This window comes from Streptomyces sp. NPDC047453 (assembly GCF_040643155.1).
Taxonomy (GTDB): Bacteria; Actinomycetota; Actinomycetes; order Streptomycetales; family Streptomycetaceae; genus Streptomyces.
In genome coordinates this window covers 1-14,168 of sequence record NZ_JBEYTS010000019.1, presented here as the reverse complement: position 1 = coordinate 14,168, position 14,168 = coordinate 1, and the positions used below count along the sequence as shown (strand labels likewise).

Genomic DNA, 14,168 nt, shown 5'->3' with positions numbered 1-14,168 from the left:
TGAGGAACATGCCCAGCAGCGGGTGAGACTCGGCCATGACGGTCCACCCTACGAGGGACTGTTCGCTATTGCAGCCGCACCCGTTGGGTGAAGCGCCGGTAGGCCGTGGGCCGGGTCGGCCCAAAAGCAACGACGGCTCAGTAGCCGCCCAGGAGCGTCCGCACCCTCCGCGGGTATCCCGGTCGAGCCGTCCGTCAAACCGGCGAGCGTCCGATCGGAGGCATGACGCCCGGAAGCAGAGTGCCGAGCGCGTGGGCGCGCCCTCCACGGGTACCCGTCACCGCGTGTGGCGGCCTGACGACCGCACGACGAAGAGCCGGGACGAACGCATGCCCGAACTGCCGGATGTCGAGGGATTCCGCGAGGTGCTGATGACCTGCGGCCGGCGCCGGTGTGTCACGGACGTCGAGGTGCGGGACGCGGGGGTTCTGCGCGGTGTCAGCGCGCAGCGGCTGCGGAGCGAGCTGGTGGGCAGGCGTCTGGGGCAGGCATGGCGGCACGGAAAGTGGTTGTTCGTGCCGACGGACGACGGCGGTCCCACCCTTGTCTGGCATTTCGGCATGACGGGGTCGCTGCGGTGCTGTTCCCCGGACGAACCGGTCGAGGCGCACGACCGCCTCCTGCTGACGATCGACGGTTCCCGGCACCTCCGCTATCGCGATCAACGCAAGCTGCAGGGCGTGCGGTTGGCCGACGACATGGAGATCGAACGGATCACGGACGGTCTCGGTCCCGACGCCCTCACCGTGCGCGCACCGGAATTCAGGGAGCTGCTGTCGGGACGAAGGCGCGCCGTCAAGAGCGCGCTGATGGACCAGTCCGTGATCGCGGGTCTCGGGAACCTCCTGTCCGACGAGATCCTCTGGCGGGCCCGTGTCCCTCCGCGGACTCCCGCGCGGGACCTGAGCGAGACCGAGATCCGGCGCGTCTATGCGGGGATGGGCCGGGTCCTTGAGACGTCCGTGCGCGCCGGGTGCGTGCCGCCGAGGCGCTCCTGGCTCACCGGGCACAGGGACGACAGCGAGCCGATGTGTCCCCGCTGCGGGTGGCCTCTGTGCTCGAACCGCGTCGGCGGCCGCCGCACGGTCTGGTGCCCGCAGTGCCAGAAATGAGCGAAGCGGGCCGTTCTCAGAAGCGGGCCGTTCTCAAGCGAGCGAACGGCAATGGGATGATGATCGGCGACATAAGGCGACGGCGGTCCGAGGAAGCCGGTGAGAATCCGGCGCGGTCCCGCCACTGTGACCGGTGAGCGAGTTCCGGAAGGCCACTGCCCCGCCCGGGGTGGGAAGGCGGGACGAGTGAAGACCCGGGAGCCAGGAGACTCACGCGGTCGCCTCCTCGAGCGATCCCGGGGCGGATCTCCCCGGGAGGGGGAGTGGTGCGGCGTGCCCGAGAGGCCGACGGACGAGGCACCGGGCGGTGCCGTGACGGGGAGCGGTTCGGTGCCGTGCCGGGTCGTCGTGTGCCGGGACTGCTGCTGCGGCAGCCCCAAGGTGACCGGGGTCGATCACGCGGCGCAGACCGCGCGGCTGCGAGCGGAGGTGCCAGTGCGCATCTCCGACTGCCTCGACGTGTGCGAGCAGGCGAACGTCATCGTGGTCCAGCCGTCCACCGCGGGCCGGGCCGCCTGTGCGCGGCCGGTCTGGCTCGGACTCGTCAACGATGCGGACGCGACCGAGGACATCGTCGCCTGGGTGCGCGCCGGAGGCCCGGGCGTGGCTCCCCTGCCGGACATCCTCGACCTTTACGCCATCACACCGCCACGACGTGCCACGGATTCCTGAGGCCCGCACGCGCGAGGAGGCCGGCCGGTCGTCACCGGCCGGGGAACGGGCAGACCTCGGCCGGTGTGACCGCCTCGCCGGCCGGCACACCGTGCAGGACCTGGGCGAGAACCTCCGTGCCGCGCACCACGCGGGGGCCGGGCCGGTTGAAGTAGGACGGCCCGTCCAGCACCCAGACGCGGCCGGACCGAACGGCGGGCAGATCCGTCCAGCCGGGCAGCCCGGTGAGCAACGCGGCTTCGCGCAGGGTGCGTTCAGGCGGGAAGCCGCACGGCAGGACGAGGACCACGTCCGGTTGTGCGGCGCGTACCGCCTCCCAGGTCATCGGCTTGGTGTGCTCGCCGGGCGCGGCGAGGAGAGGCTCACCTCCGGCGCTGGTGATCTGCTCGGGCACCCAGTGCCCGGCAGGCCACAGCGGATCGAGCCACTCGATGGCCACGACCCGGGGCCGGTCGAGGCCGGCGACCGCGCCGCGGACCCGGGCGAGGCGCGCCTGCAACTCGGCCCGGCTCCGCTGCGCGCGCTCGCGCACGCCGAGCAGGTCGCCGACGGTGACCAGACAGTCCAGTACGTCGTCGAGCGTGCGCGGCTCCAGGCTGAGGACTCGGGTGTCGGCGTCGAGCAGCCGCACGGTCCGGCTGACCTTCTCGTACGACACCGCGCACACGTCGCACAGGTCCTGGGTGAGCACCACGTCAGGGCGCAGGGCGGCCAGAGCCTTGGTGTCCAGCGTGTACAGCGACGAGCCGGAGTGCGCCGCCCCGCCGACGGCGTCGGAGATCTCCCGGCTGGTGAGCGCGTCCTGGTCCAGGTCGGCCCCGGTCACCACGGGCACCGGGGCGACCTCGCGCGGCGGCCAGTCGCACTCGTGGGTACGGCCGGCCAACTGCTCCGACAGCCCGAGCTCGGCGACGATGTCGGTCGCGGCGGGCAGCAGGGAGACGATGCGCATACCTCGACTGTAGGAGGCTCCGGGACCCGCGGACCTCGCGGATCCGCCGATTCCGGCGCCCGGCGTGCAGGGCATGCACGGCGTGATCGCACCAACCGACAGCGGCTACTCGGCCGCCGACCGGGCGCTCCAACTGCACGGAGGCTACGGCTACCTCGGCGAGTACGGCCTTGAGAAGATCGTCCGTGACCTGCGCGTGCAACAGATCCTGGAAGGAACCAACGAGATCATGCGTGTCATCGTGGCCCGCGGCCTGACGGAGGCGTTCGGATGACCGCCGCCGAGGAACCCGTCCTGTTCCACACCGACGGACGGGCCGCCCACATCACCCTCAACCGGCCGAAGGCCCTCAACGCCCTCACCCACGAGATGGTGCGCCGCATAGACGCGGCGCTGACGGCCTGGGAGCACGACCCGGCCGTGGAGACCGTCGTCGTCACCGGCGCGGGGGAGCGCGGCCTGTGTGCGGGCGGTGACATCCGCGCCATCCACGACGACGTCCGTGACGGGGACGGCACCGCCTCGGCCGCCTTCTGGCGCGACGAGTACCGCCTCAACGCCCGTATCGCCCGCTATCCGAAGCCGTACGTCGCCGTCATGGAAGGCATCGTGATGGGAGGCGGCGTCGGCGTCTCCGCGCACGGCAGCGTCCGCATTGTCACCGAGCGCTCGCGGATCGCGATGCCGGAGACCGGCATCGGCTTCATACCCGATGTCGGCGGCACCCATCTGCTGGCCCTCGCCCCCGGGGAACTGGGCACCCATCTCGCGCTGACCGGTGCGCAGATCGGCGCCGGCGACGCCGTGCTCTGCGGGCTCGCCGACCACTACGTGCCGTCAGCGGCTCTGCCGGCCCTCATCGACGACCTCGCCGGCACGCCCGTACGGGAGGTGCTGGCGCGTCATGCCCGACCGCTGCCACAAGGGGAGTTGGAGGGGCAGAGGGAATGGATCGACCCCTGCTGTGCCGCCGCGACGGTCGAGGACATCGTGAGCCGGCTGTTCGACCACGGCGAGCCCGCCGCCAAGGAGGCGGCCGAAACCCTGCTCACCAGGTCACCGACCGCCGTGAAGGTCACCCTGGCCGCCGTGCGCCGCGCCCGCCGTCTCGGATCCCTGGAGCCGGTCCTCGACCAGGAGTACCGCGTCTCCTGCGCCGCCCTGAGCAGCCCCGACCTGGTGGAGGGCATCCGCGCCCAGGTCATCGACAAGGACCGCGACCCGCGCTGGTCCCCCGACACCCTCGCCGAGGTGACCGACGCCGACGTGAACCGCTTCTTCGTCCCGCTCGGCGACCGTGAACTGGGTCTCGCCGGCCCTGGCACCACCGCGGAGGCGGCCTGGTGAGGAGGACCGACGCGTTCCTCGGACTCGGGCACATGGGCGCCCTCATGGCCGCGGACCTGGTCCAGGCCGGTCACCGTCCGAGTCGGGTCAAGCCGGCGGTAGCACCTCGACCACCCGGTCAGGCAGGTGCCGGGCAGCTGCCGTCGGCGACCGGGGCCTCCTCGTCCACCCCGGGGCGGAGCACCTGCGCCGAACCGAGCAGGGCCTCCACCACCTCCTCCAGGTCGAGGCGCTTCTCGACCGACCGCAGGTGTGGCAGCCGCGCCCCGGTGCTGACCCGGGGAGGGGCGAGCAGACTGCAGCAGTCCTCGTCGGGCAGGACCGAGATGCCGGCGGTGCCGATGGACCGGGCCTCGTCAATGATCTCCTGCTTCTCCCAGCCGATCAGCGGACGCAGTACGGGCAGCGCCGCCGCCTCGTCCACCGCGACCAGGTTGGCCAGTGTCTGACTGGCGACCTGCCCGAGGCTGTCGCCGGTCACCAGTGCCTGGGCACCGATACGGTCGGCCAGCGCGGAGGCGGTGCGCACCATCAGCCGGCGTTGGGCGACCACCTGGAGCCGCCCGGACCCTGCCACGGCGAGTTGCTTCTGCGCCTTGCCGAGCGCGACGACGTGCAGGGTTCCGGGCGGCTGGCAGCGGTTCAGCTCACGGGCCAAGGCGTACGCCTTGTACACGGACGACGGGTTCGTGTAGGGAGCGCCGTTGAAGTGCACGAAGTCGCACGCCAGTCCGCGCCGCATGGCCCGGTGGGCGGCGACGGGGGAGTCGTAGCCGCCGGAGAGCAGGACCAGGGCCCGCCCGCTGGTCCCGACGGGCAGTCCGCTCAGACCGGGAAGGCGTTCACAGGAGAGGTACGTCTCCTTGTGGTCGATCACGACGTTCAGCGTCACGTCGGGCGCGGTGAGGTCGACCGTCAGCGCGGACACGGCGTCGAGTACCCGGGCCCCCAGGAACACTTCCATGCGGGAGGAGGTCAGCGGGAACTGCTTGTCCCGCCGCCGCGCCCGCACGGCGAAGCGGAGCCCCCGGCGCTCGCCGCTCACGGCACGCAGGGCGTCGATCGCCGCCGCCGTGATGCCGTCGAGCGTGCTCGGCACCCGTACGGCCAGCTCGACGGAGTTGAAACCGACGACCCGCCGGGCCCGCTCCACCAGGGCCTCAACGGGGACCTGCCCGCCCAGCACGGTGACGTTCTGCGCGGTCTTGATCCAGGTCGAGCCGCCGACCCCGCGCAGGGCGAGGCGCAGGTTGTCGTGCAGTCGCTCGGTGAAGCGGTGTCGGTTGCGGCCCTTGAGGAAGACCTCGCCGTGCTTGAGCAGCACGCACGGGCCGTGGGAGACGGGGGCGGCACCGGAGGAGGCCCGGGGAGTGGGTACGCGGAGATCGTCGGACATGTGAGCGAGCCTCTCAGAGCGCCCGGGCGTCGTCGCAGGTGCCCTCGGTGAGCCGGCCCCTGGCCCGCCCAGGGAACCGACGAGGCCTCCGCCGGGATCGAGAGGCGTGATCAGGCGGTCCTGTCACGGCCCAGCTCGTAGCCCTTCAGTCAAGTTTCGAGGCTATGTTGCGCGCCGCCCGGACCCGAGAAGGGGTCCTGTTCGATGTCACGGCCGGGTGGCCGAGCCTCGCTGTGGCGATGGGCACGAAGGTCTTCGTGGGTCGCTGCGTACGCTGATCTCGGCCGTTGGCGACGGCCCCGTTGGGTCGCCGTATTTCCTGAGAAGCCTGGGGAGAGCTGCCCGGACATACGGCTGGCTGTAAGGTGTCGAGCCAGCCCTTGACCTGCAAGAACGCAGGTAGGGAGCCTAGCTTCAGGAGTATTTCGATGCTGCGCACCATGTTCAAGTCCAAGATCTAGCGTTTGGGTGTTTCCGCAGGTAAGAGCCCTGATCGCGGCCTCCAGGTCAGCAAAAGGTCAGCATTAGGTGTCCGGCATGCTGACCTGCACCCGCGGCAGGGGCCTCCTGCGCCGCCCATCGCCCTGTTCGGAAGGCTTGATGCGTGGCTCGACAGCTCGCCCGTGGGATGGGGTCCTTCTTTAAAAAGTGCGGTTGTGCCAGGCCGACCCGTTGCCCGCACCCGTACACGATTCGGTTCAGGGATGCTCTCGGCAAGCAGCGTGAACAGGCTGGCTTTGGGACGCAGGACGACTGTCGTCGACGGGTGAACACATTCAGCCGTCGCCGACACCTTCGGCCGGTGTTCCGCCGGGTTCCATCGTGCGGTCCCGTTCCGGGAGCCGTCGGACGACTGCCCGTTTCGTCACTCGCCGGGAACGGCACCGCCGGTCGCGCTGCGCGAAAAGCTCTCGGTGCGGTCAGGTTACCTCTGGACGAGGAGAAGAGGGCGGGTCAGTCGTCCGGCTGTACCTCCTCTGGCTTCACCCGGTCCTCCTGTTCCTCCTCTTCCTCTTCCAGTTCCTCCATCAGACGGATGCCCTCGTGCGTCAGCGAGACGGTGGCGGGGGTGTGGTGTGATGTCCAGTCCACGCTGATCAGGCCCTCGTCGGTCAGATAGGCGCAGGCGGCGGAGAGATCCTCGTCGGGCAGGGCCAGCTCGGCGCGCAGCGCCGATCCATTGACCTCGGGGCGGTTGCGCTCGACGGCCCCGTACAGGGATCGCAGGACCGCCTTCCGGTTGTTCTTGCGTTCGCGGAGTTTCGTCATGGCTGTCGTTCTCCGGTTTGACGGCCGCGCGGGGACGGAGGCGACGGCGGATCCTCGGGCCGCTCGGATCCGGGTCACACCTCGTCGGCGTGTGTCTGTGTCTGCTCTGTCGAGGTGCTGGTCGTGAGCCAGGACTGTGCGGGTTCCGCCGCTTGAGCGGTGTCGAGGGTGATGTGGAGCCGGGTCCCTCCTGCGCGGCCCGCGGGATAGCTGCGCTGCTCGGTCGAGGCGAAGCAGCGCCGGAGCACTTCGGCGACGCGCCGGGCGACCTCTGGCGTCGCGGCCACGATGCGGACCTCGGCGTGGCCTTCGGAGGCAAAGGGCTCGTGCTTCATACGGACCTCCTGGCAGGTGAGGGCGCAACCACGACTGAGGTCGCTGCCCGACGCCCGTCGACGGTGAGGGCTGCGGCGCGTCACTACGGCCACCCCCTTTTGAAGGGTATGCCGGGCAAGGGAGCGTGCGGGCCACGACCGACCCCTCGCGGAAGACCGGTGCTCTCCCGGAACGGGCTGTCGCAGTTGTTGGTCGCCGCCGCGCCACCGTGGCGGGCCCGGCCGGGAGTACGGGGGACACCGAGGGCATGCCGCGCACCGGCTCCGACACCGGTGCCGCTCTTGGCGATCGGCGAGGCCGGGTCGGCCCTGGTCCGCGCCCTGGGCAGGGTTCGACCCATGAGCGCGCGCATGCTCCTCCCGACGACCTCGAACCTCCCCGTGCCCCGGTCGGCACCGGGCAGGTCGCGCACGCGCACGCCGGGCCGGCCGAAGCGGGAGTGGGGATCCTCGCCCCGCGAGGGAGAACGTCTCCGTCCGCTGACGCGAGGACCGCTTGCAGGAGCTGGGCGACCTGTACGCGGAGTTCTCCGGCGGCGGCCCATGGGCGTGGAACGAGGCGCGTGCCGCCTTCCTGCGACACCTCGCGGCCGACGCGCGACGACCGGGGTTCTCGCCGCTGATCGCGGAGACCACGGTCCTGACCGGATACGCCTACGGCTTTCCCATGGGCGGCGCCGGTCCGTGGTGGGCGGGCTTCGACGGACACGTTCGGGAGAGCCTGCTCCGCCGCGTCGCCCCTGGGCGGCTCTTCGTTGTCTCGGAATCGTCGTCGCGTCCCGCGTGCGCCGGGAGCACCAGGACCGCGCCTGGAACCTCGCCCGGCGCCTGCAGCGGCGACTGCTCGCCGACCACGGCGCCGCGCTCGGAGTCACGTTGGTAGAAGCCCGGGACGACGGGATCGTCGAGACGTTGAGGCCCTGGGGGTGGCGCAGTGCCGCAGACGGCACCTTCACGGCCGTACCGCGCGGCTCATGCCGCGTGCTGGTGCTGACTGCGGGGACGTGAGCAGCGCCGTCATCGATCACGACCCGCCCCGGTCAGCGCACGGGCAGGCGCAGGGCGAGGAGGGCGATGTCGTCGGTGCCGCCGGGTGACATCCGGGCGGACAGTCGGTCGCACAGGGCGTCAAGCGTCTCGTGCGCGAGGGCGAGGGCATGGCGGCGCGGTCGGCCGAGCCTGCTGTCCAGGTCGCTGCCCGGAGCCTCGATCAGGCCGTCGGTGTACAGCAGCCGGCGAGGGCACGGACGGACTGGCGCCGCTCGCGCAACGCCTTGATGAGCGCTCCGGCTCTCTGTCTGCGCGCGCTGCCGACGGTACCGGACAGGAGCAGGGCGGGGCCTGGGCGAGTGGTTCCCGGGAGCGGTGCAGGAACGCCTGCCCGAGCAGCCGACCCGCCGCAGGAAGGCACCCCCCGGTGCGAAATACTCTCCCGATGAGTTCACGCACTTCCCCGATCAGTCAGCCGATCACCATACGGAGGGCCGTCGCGCGGGATGCCAAGCGGCTCACGCGGCTCGTGCGTGGCTCAGGCGCCTACGAGGGTAAGTACGCAGCCGCAGTCGCGGGCTACCAGGTCGGCCCTGATTACATCGAGGCCCACCGCGCCTACGTAGCCGTCGACTCCGACGAGCATGGAGGCCGGGTCCTCGGGTTCTACTCGCTCGTCCTCGCTCCACCGGAGCTCGACCTGCTGTTCGTCGCCGACGAAGCGCAAGGACGGGGTATTGGACGACTGCTCGTCGCGCACATGCAATCCGAGGCCCGTGCCGCCGGGCTCGACCGCGTCATGGTCGTGTCGCACCTTCCCGCCGAGGACTTCTACCACCGCGTCGGTGCAGTACGGATCGGGACCGCCCTCGCGAACCCGCCCGCCGTCCTGTGGGACCGTCCCGAATTCGAGTTTCGCATTCCTTCGGAATGACGCGGTGTGCCGGTTCGCAGGGCACCGGCTTCGCCTACATGGCGCGCTCCGTGTGTGCCGTCGTCTCTGCCCTGGCGAGGGGATCGCCTGCGCCGGCGGCCTCTCCCTCACCCGAGGCCGACGATCTGGAAGAGGAGTGCGACGGAGGCACTGGGTGCTGCCAGTCGTAGCCGGCACCTGGCGCTTCGCGCGGTTCGGTGGGTGGTGAGGAGAGTGTTGACGCGCTGGAGTCCATGATCGTGACGCCGTCGAGGTCCAGCACCGTCCGGTACGAAGAGGCGCCGTGAGCAGCTGCGGCATCGAGAAGCTGAGGGGGCACTGTCCCGGTCGATTTCGCCGCAGACCCTCGCCACGCTGAGGCCCTCGAAGCAGGCGCGCGTGATCGACAATCGGTTGCCTTCTGGCGGCCCGTCGCTGCCTTCCACGCTCTCCTCAACAACCGTCGCCGACGTCGGCATCCTTGCGCTTCCGGACGGAAGCCGCCTGCGCGTGGTGCTGGTAATACACCGCGATGGAGATCGCCTTGGCCGATGACGGAGCCGGCATCGTCGAAGCCCGCCACCGAGCCGCCGCTTTCCCCACCTGCGGCCACCCGGCTGGGATCTCTGAGCGGATGGTGGGCCTGACCCAGCTGGTGATCAGCGAGCTGGTCACCAATCAAGTACGTGCGCGGCCCCCGTCCTTGTGCAGCTGTGCTTGGTCGGCGGGGAGAAGGGGCACGGTCTGGGACACTGATCCCCTGCGGCCGGCAGCCTGGCGAGCAGACCCGCACGGTTGGGTCGGCACTGTCTGGAGATCGTGAGGCCATCGCACAGGAACTCACCGTCGATCGGGAAGCGGTCGGCAAACGCATCACGGCCCGGATCCTCCTGGATGTCTGAGCCCGTCCCCGGCGCCAGCCGAAGGACACTCTGAACGTGGCTCGTGCGCGGCCACGTATCGCAGGTTCTCCAGTCGGAGAGCGGTCCTGATCTGGGCCTCGGCGCGGGGTTGTGGTGGTGGACGTACGCGGCTTGGGACGCCGTTCAACGTGGGCGAGCACCGGGCCGGTCTCACCGAGGACTGCTGTACGGGAAGCGGGGACCGCCATTCGAGTGAGCACTCTTCCTGATGTACCTGCGGTAGAAGCAGACGCACACTCCATGGAGAAAAACTGTCATGGCAACAGTAGACATTCCGCCGTCGCAGGGTTAGCGTTGTCTTCGTACCCAGAAGTCGAAGTGGGCACAGCAGGCACGAACTGCTGTGCAGGTAGACCAGAAGGACACGGCCCCAGCGGGGCTGTGAGCTGCACCCGCGGTATCCGCGTAATCGAAAGGTAAGGAGCAGAACGCCATCAGGATCGCCCGGGCGAGGAAGCAGTCCGCCCGGGTACCGCAAGGCCCCGGATTGGAAGGTGGTCCCCGGTCACGCATTCGCGATCCCCGCAACCCCGCCCTCCCAGGCGGCACCTGCGGAAAAAGAAGGCCGGCGCAGCGCGCCGGTAGATGGTGTTGAAAGCTCGGGGCCCGGGTGCCGTACTGGCACCCGGGCCCCCCGACGCGTCCCCGAAAGAAGAGGTCTATGCCGCCTGCCGGTTCCCGTCCCGTCGGCCCTCTCGACGATGACGACTACCCCGCCTACACCATGGGCCGGGCCGCCGAGATGCTCGGCGCCACCCCTGCCTTCCTCCGTGCCCTCGGTGAACACCGCCTGATCACCCCGCTGCGCTCCGACGGCGGCCATCGCCGCTACTCCCGGTACCAGCTGCGCATCGCCGCCCGCGCCCGCGAACTCGTCGACCAGGGCACCGCCATAGAGGCCGCCTTCCGCACCGTCATCCTCGAAGACCAGCTCGAAGAGGCACAGCGCATCAACGAGCAACTGCGCGCCGAGGGCGGCAAGCCTCAGCCGAAGACATCAGCCTGATCAGAACGCCCGAACCCGAGGCAGCCGAGGCACCGCCGACGGACGAGGCCGCCTAGGGACCGCACCGCCGTTCCGCAGCTCAGGCGTGCTCAACGCGTCAACCGGGCCCCGCCGGAAGAGAGAACCGCGAGCGGGCGTGATGGATGTGGGTGACGAGGGGCGAACCCGGGGAAGAAGGAGCGGCAACCGATAGGAGGTTGCCATGGGTAGTGGGGATCTGGAACCTGGGGCAGCTTCTGGCCGCCGCTGAGGCGGCACCGCCCAGGAAGTCCGTCGCGGGCGGGGCCGCGGCCGGAACGGGGACTGTGCTGCCGTGCTGTGGCTCAGGCATCGATGATGACGGGGATGATGAGGGGCTTGCGGCGGTGGGTTCGGAACGCCCAGTTCGCCACGGCGCGGGCGAGGAGCTGTTCGAGTTGGCGCGCGTCCCCGACGCCCTCCTCGGCTGCGGTGGCCAGGGTCTTCTCGATGACGGGGATAACCGGCTCGAAGGTGGTGTCGTCGTGGACGAAGCCCCGGGCCAGGAAGTCGGGAGCCTCGGCGAGGGCGCCGGTGTCCGCGTCGACGATCGCCACCACCGTGACCACGCCTTCGGCGGCGAGGGTGAGGCGGTCCTTGAGGGACGCTTCGGTGGCGCCGCCGACTTCCATGCCGTCCACGTAGACGTTGCCGGCGGGAACCTTGCCGGTGATGGACGCGTGCCCGTCGACGAGGTCGACGACGACGCCGTCCTCGGCGATGACGACCCGGTCGGGGTCGACGCCGGTACGGATGGCGAGGTCGCCGTTGGCCCGCAGGTGGCGCCATTCGCCGTGCACGGGCATGACGTTGCGGGGTTTGACGATGTTGTAGCAGTAGACGAGTTCGCCGGCGCTGGCGTGTCCGGAGACGTGCACCTTGGCGTTGCCCTTGTGGACCACGTGGGCGCCCCACCGGGTGAGTCCGTTGATCACCCGGTAGATGGCGTTCTCGTTGCCGGGGATGAGGGAGCTGGCGAGCAGGACGGTGTCGCCCTTGCCGATGCGGATCATGTGGTCGCGGTTGGCCATCCGTGACAGCGCGGCCATCGGTTCGCCCTGGGAGCCGGTGCACACCAGAGTGATCTTGTGGTCCGGGAGCTTCTCCAGCTCCTTCGTGCTCACGACCAGACCGGAGGGGACCTTCAGATAGCCCAGGTCACGGGCGATGCCCATGTTGCGGACCATCGACCGGCCGACGAAGGCGACCTTGCGGCCGTGCTGGTGGGCGGCGTCCAGGACCTGCTGGATGCGGTGCACGTGGCTGGCGAAGCTGGAGACGATGACCCGGCGCGGCGCGGTGCGCATCACCTGCTCGATCGCCGGGTTCAGCTCACGCTCGGAGGTGGTGAAGCCGGGTACTTCGGCGTTGGTGGAGTCGGTGAGGAACAGGTCCACGCCCTCCTCGCCGAGGCGGGCGAAGGCGCGCAGATCGGTGATGCGGTCGTCGAGAGGGAACTGGTCCATCTTGAAGTCGCCGGTGTGCAGCACCATCCCGGCCCGGGTGCGGATCGCGACCGCGAGGCTGTCGGGGATGGAGTGGTTGACCGCCACGAACTCGCAGTCGAAGGGCCCGAAACCACGCCGGTCGCCCTCCCGCACTCTCACTGTGCGCGGTCGGATGCCGTGTTCCTTGAGCTTGGCCTCCAGGAACGCCAGCGTCAGCTTGGAGCCGACGACGGGAATGTCGGACCGCTCCCGCAGCAGGTACGGCACGCCGCCGATGTGGTCCTCGTGGCCGTGGGTGAGTACCACGGCCACGATGTCGTCCAGCCGGTCCCGGATTGAGGTGAAGTCCGGCAGGATCACGTCCACGCCGGGCTGGGTCTCCTCGGGGAACAGCACGCCGCAGTCGACGATGAGCAGCTTGCCCGCGTGCTCGAAGACGGTCATGTTGCGGCCGATCTCACCCAGGCCGCCTAGGGCGATGACCCGCACCCCTCCTTCGGGAAGGGGCGGGGCGGCTTTCAGCTCGGGGTGCGGATGACTCATACCCTGACGGTACCCGGACAGCAGGACAGAGTGATCCATCGCCTGTGTGATCCAACGAGCGCGCGATACGACCCGCCGCCGGAGACGTACTGGCGCTCAGGTCGGCAAGCGTCTCATCTGCCCGCTGCCCCGGCCCCAGGACAGGAGGGCATCCGCAGCCACAGCGACCGCCGCGGGTGCCGGGGTGGCTTCGCGCGTCGCGCGGGCGGTGAGCACCCCACCCGCGATCAGCCAGAGGAAACAGGGCGAATCGACTACCCGGGCATGCGCTCACGGCCGCTGAAGTATCGAGGTTGAACGTGATGTCGACCTTCGAGGTCCGTTGTGGTCGGCCAGAGGCGATTTCAGGGTGTTCCACAGCTGGGATTGAGCATGTCCTGCGGGCCCGCATCGGGACCCTGAGTGTGGGGAGTATCGGCAGGCGCACTCTTGAGAACTGTGATTCGGACCCGCTCGATTCCAAGAACGCGGCCCGGGCGGTGCTCAGCGGGCGGGCGCGTAAGTCAGGGCGATGGACCGGTGCAGATCGCCCGGATATACAAACTCGCCAAGGGCTCGGCAGTCAGGGCCCGCACCCAGGCGATCAACCAGCTCATGGCTGTTCTCGTCAGTGCCGACCCGAAGCTGCGGGAAGAACTGGCCGGGCTGAACAATGCAGAACTTTTCCGTTCCTGCGCACGGCTCGCCGAGGACAGCAAGAACGACGAGGACGATGAAGAGGCGGGGCTGCAGGCCACCCGCGTCACCCTGTGTCTGCTGGCCCGGCGAATCGGGCAGCTCACCGAGCAGATCCAGGACTTGGAAGGCCGACTGGCCCGACCCGCGGAACGCCACGCCCCGCAGCTGCTCACCGTGGTGGGCACCGGTCCGGACACGGCTGTCATTTTGCTGCACCTGCGGCTCGGGGCTCCCTTGTGTTCACCAGCTGCCTTTACGGCCAGCTCGACCTGGCACGCCACCGCGCCTGTCTGGCCACTGCCGGCCACCCGCCCTCACTCCTGCGCCACCCCGATCTACACACCGAGGTCCTCCCGCTGACGCCCGGGCTCCTGCTCGGCATCGACCCCGCCGCCGACTACCGGGAGACCGACATCCCCCTGCCGCCCGGGGCCGTGCTCGCGCTGTACACCGACGGCCTCGTCGAAACTCCCGGGTCGGCCCCCGGCTCCCGGCGCGCCGCCAGTACCTCGTGCCGCGCCGCGCTCAGCATCTCGCTCTGGATCCGCCGCAACCGCTTCAGCCGC

At 70.0% G+C, this 14,168-nt stretch carries 13 protein-coding genes, 2 pseudogenes and 1 riboswitch; of the genes and pseudogenes, 8 read left to right on the top strand and 7 right to left on the bottom strand.

All coding sequences use genetic code 11. The features are described 5' to 3' along the window. Positions 1-329: 329 nt before the first annotated feature. Both ABZ818_RS18740 and ABZ818_RS18735 read left to right on the top strand, forming a co-directional pair. Positions 330-1,112: a DNA-formamidopyrimidine glycosylase family protein gene (locus ABZ818_RS18740; protein WP_361415602.1), complete on the top strand. Its 783-nt coding sequence runs from the start codon at positions 330-332 to the stop codon at positions 1,110-1,112. Positions 1,113-1,201: 89 nt separating this feature from the next. After that, a riboswitch (cobalamin riboswitch) is annotated at positions 1,202-1,324 on the top strand. 118 nt (positions 1,325-1,442) lie between these two features. Further along, the gene (locus ABZ818_RS18735) at positions 1,443-1,784 is read left to right on the top strand and encodes a (2Fe-2S) ferredoxin domain-containing protein (protein ID WP_361415794.1); all 342 of its coding nucleotides are present in this window, start codon (positions 1,443-1,445) and stop codon (positions 1,782-1,784) included. Between the two features lie 31 nt (positions 1,785-1,815). Here ABZ818_RS18735 and ABZ818_RS18730 read toward each other — a convergent pair whose 3' ends face one another. Next, positions 1,816-2,736: a cobalamin-binding protein gene (locus ABZ818_RS18730; RefSeq protein ID WP_361415600.1), complete on the bottom strand. Its 921-nt coding sequence runs from the start codon at positions 2,734-2,736 to the stop codon at positions 1,816-1,818. 94 nt (positions 2,737-2,830) lie between these two features. Between ABZ818_RS18730 and ABZ818_RS18725 the strand changes: the two are divergent. Further along, positions 2,831-3,010, top strand: a pseudogene (locus tag ABZ818_RS18725) (acyl-CoA dehydrogenase family protein); the annotation flags it as partial. Next, positions 3,007-4,083, top strand: coding sequence for an enoyl-CoA hydratase/isomerase family protein (locus tag ABZ818_RS18720; RefSeq protein ID WP_361415598.1), 1,077 nt, complete (start codon positions 3,007-3,009; stop codon positions 4,081-4,083). The pseudogene ABZ818_RS18725 and the gene ABZ818_RS18720, both read left to right, overlap by 4 nt. Positions 4,084-4,201: 118 nt before the next feature. On the opposite strand, the gene thiI is transcribed toward ABZ818_RS18720, so the two are convergent. The 3 genes from thiI to ABZ818_RS18705 form a co-directional block, all read right to left on the bottom strand. Next, positions 4,202-5,479 carry a tRNA uracil 4-sulfurtransferase ThiI gene (gene thiI / locus ABZ818_RS18715; protein ID WP_361415596.1) on the bottom strand — a complete coding sequence of 426 codons (1,278 nt, stop codon included), beginning with the start codon at positions 5,477-5,479 and terminating at the stop codon, positions 4,202-4,204. A 954-nt stretch (positions 5,480-6,433) separates the two neighbouring features. Continuing rightward, the gene (locus ABZ818_RS18710; RefSeq protein WP_361415594.1) at positions 6,434-6,748 is read right to left on the bottom strand and encodes a hypothetical protein; all 315 of its coding nucleotides are present in this window, start codon (positions 6,746-6,748) and stop codon (positions 6,434-6,436) included. Between the two features lie 74 nt (positions 6,749-6,822). Continuing rightward, complete coding sequence (locus ABZ818_RS18705) at positions 6,823-7,083, bottom strand: hypothetical protein (RefSeq protein WP_361415592.1); 261 nt, start codon at positions 7,081-7,083, stop codon at positions 6,823-6,825. A 496-nt stretch (positions 7,084-7,579) separates the two neighbouring features. Between ABZ818_RS18705 and ABZ818_RS18700 the strand changes: the two genes are divergently transcribed. Continuing rightward, positions 7,580-7,966, top strand: coding sequence for a hypothetical protein (locus tag ABZ818_RS18700; protein WP_361415590.1), 387 nt, complete (start codon positions 7,580-7,582; stop codon positions 7,964-7,966). Positions 7,967-8,123: 157 nt separating this feature from the next. Here the strand turns inward: ABZ818_RS18700 and ABZ818_RS18695 are convergent, their stop codons facing one another. After that, positions 8,124-8,528, bottom strand: coding sequence for a SpoIIE family protein phosphatase (locus tag ABZ818_RS18695; protein ID WP_361415588.1), 405 nt, complete (start codon positions 8,526-8,528; stop codon positions 8,124-8,126). On the opposite strand from ABZ818_RS18695, the gene ABZ818_RS18690 reads away from it, so the two are divergent. Next, a complete protein-coding gene (locus tag ABZ818_RS18690; RefSeq protein WP_361415586.1) occupies positions 8,519-9,007 on the top strand; it encodes a GNAT family N-acetyltransferase in 489 nt (162 codons plus the stop codon). The genes ABZ818_RS18695 and ABZ818_RS18690 overlap by 10 nt on opposite strands. Before the next feature lie 1,563 nt (positions 9,008-10,570). Continuing rightward, the gene (locus ABZ818_RS18685) at positions 10,571-10,915 is read left to right on the top strand and encodes a MerR family transcriptional regulator (RefSeq protein WP_361415584.1); all 345 of its coding nucleotides are present in this window, start codon (positions 10,571-10,573) and stop codon (positions 10,913-10,915) included. Between the two features lie 323 nt (positions 10,916-11,238). Here the strand turns inward: ABZ818_RS18685 and ABZ818_RS18680 are convergent, their stop codons facing one another. Together ABZ818_RS18680 and ABZ818_RS18675 are read right to left on the bottom strand one after the other, a co-directional pair. Continuing rightward, complete coding sequence (locus ABZ818_RS18680; RefSeq protein WP_361415582.1) at positions 11,239-12,924, bottom strand: ribonuclease J; 1,686 nt, start codon at positions 12,922-12,924, stop codon at positions 11,239-11,241. 483 nt (positions 12,925-13,407) lie between these two features. After that, complete coding sequence (locus tag ABZ818_RS18675; protein ID WP_361415580.1) at positions 13,408-13,818, bottom strand: hypothetical protein; 411 nt, start codon at positions 13,816-13,818, stop codon at positions 13,408-13,410. A 20-nt stretch (positions 13,819-13,838) separates the two neighbouring features. On the opposite strand from ABZ818_RS18675, the pseudogene ABZ818_RS18670 reads away from it, so the two are divergent. After that, positions 13,839-14,078, top strand: a pseudogene (locus tag ABZ818_RS18670) (PP2C family protein-serine/threonine phosphatase); the annotation flags it as partial. Between the last annotated feature and the right edge of the window lie 90 nt (positions 14,079-14,168).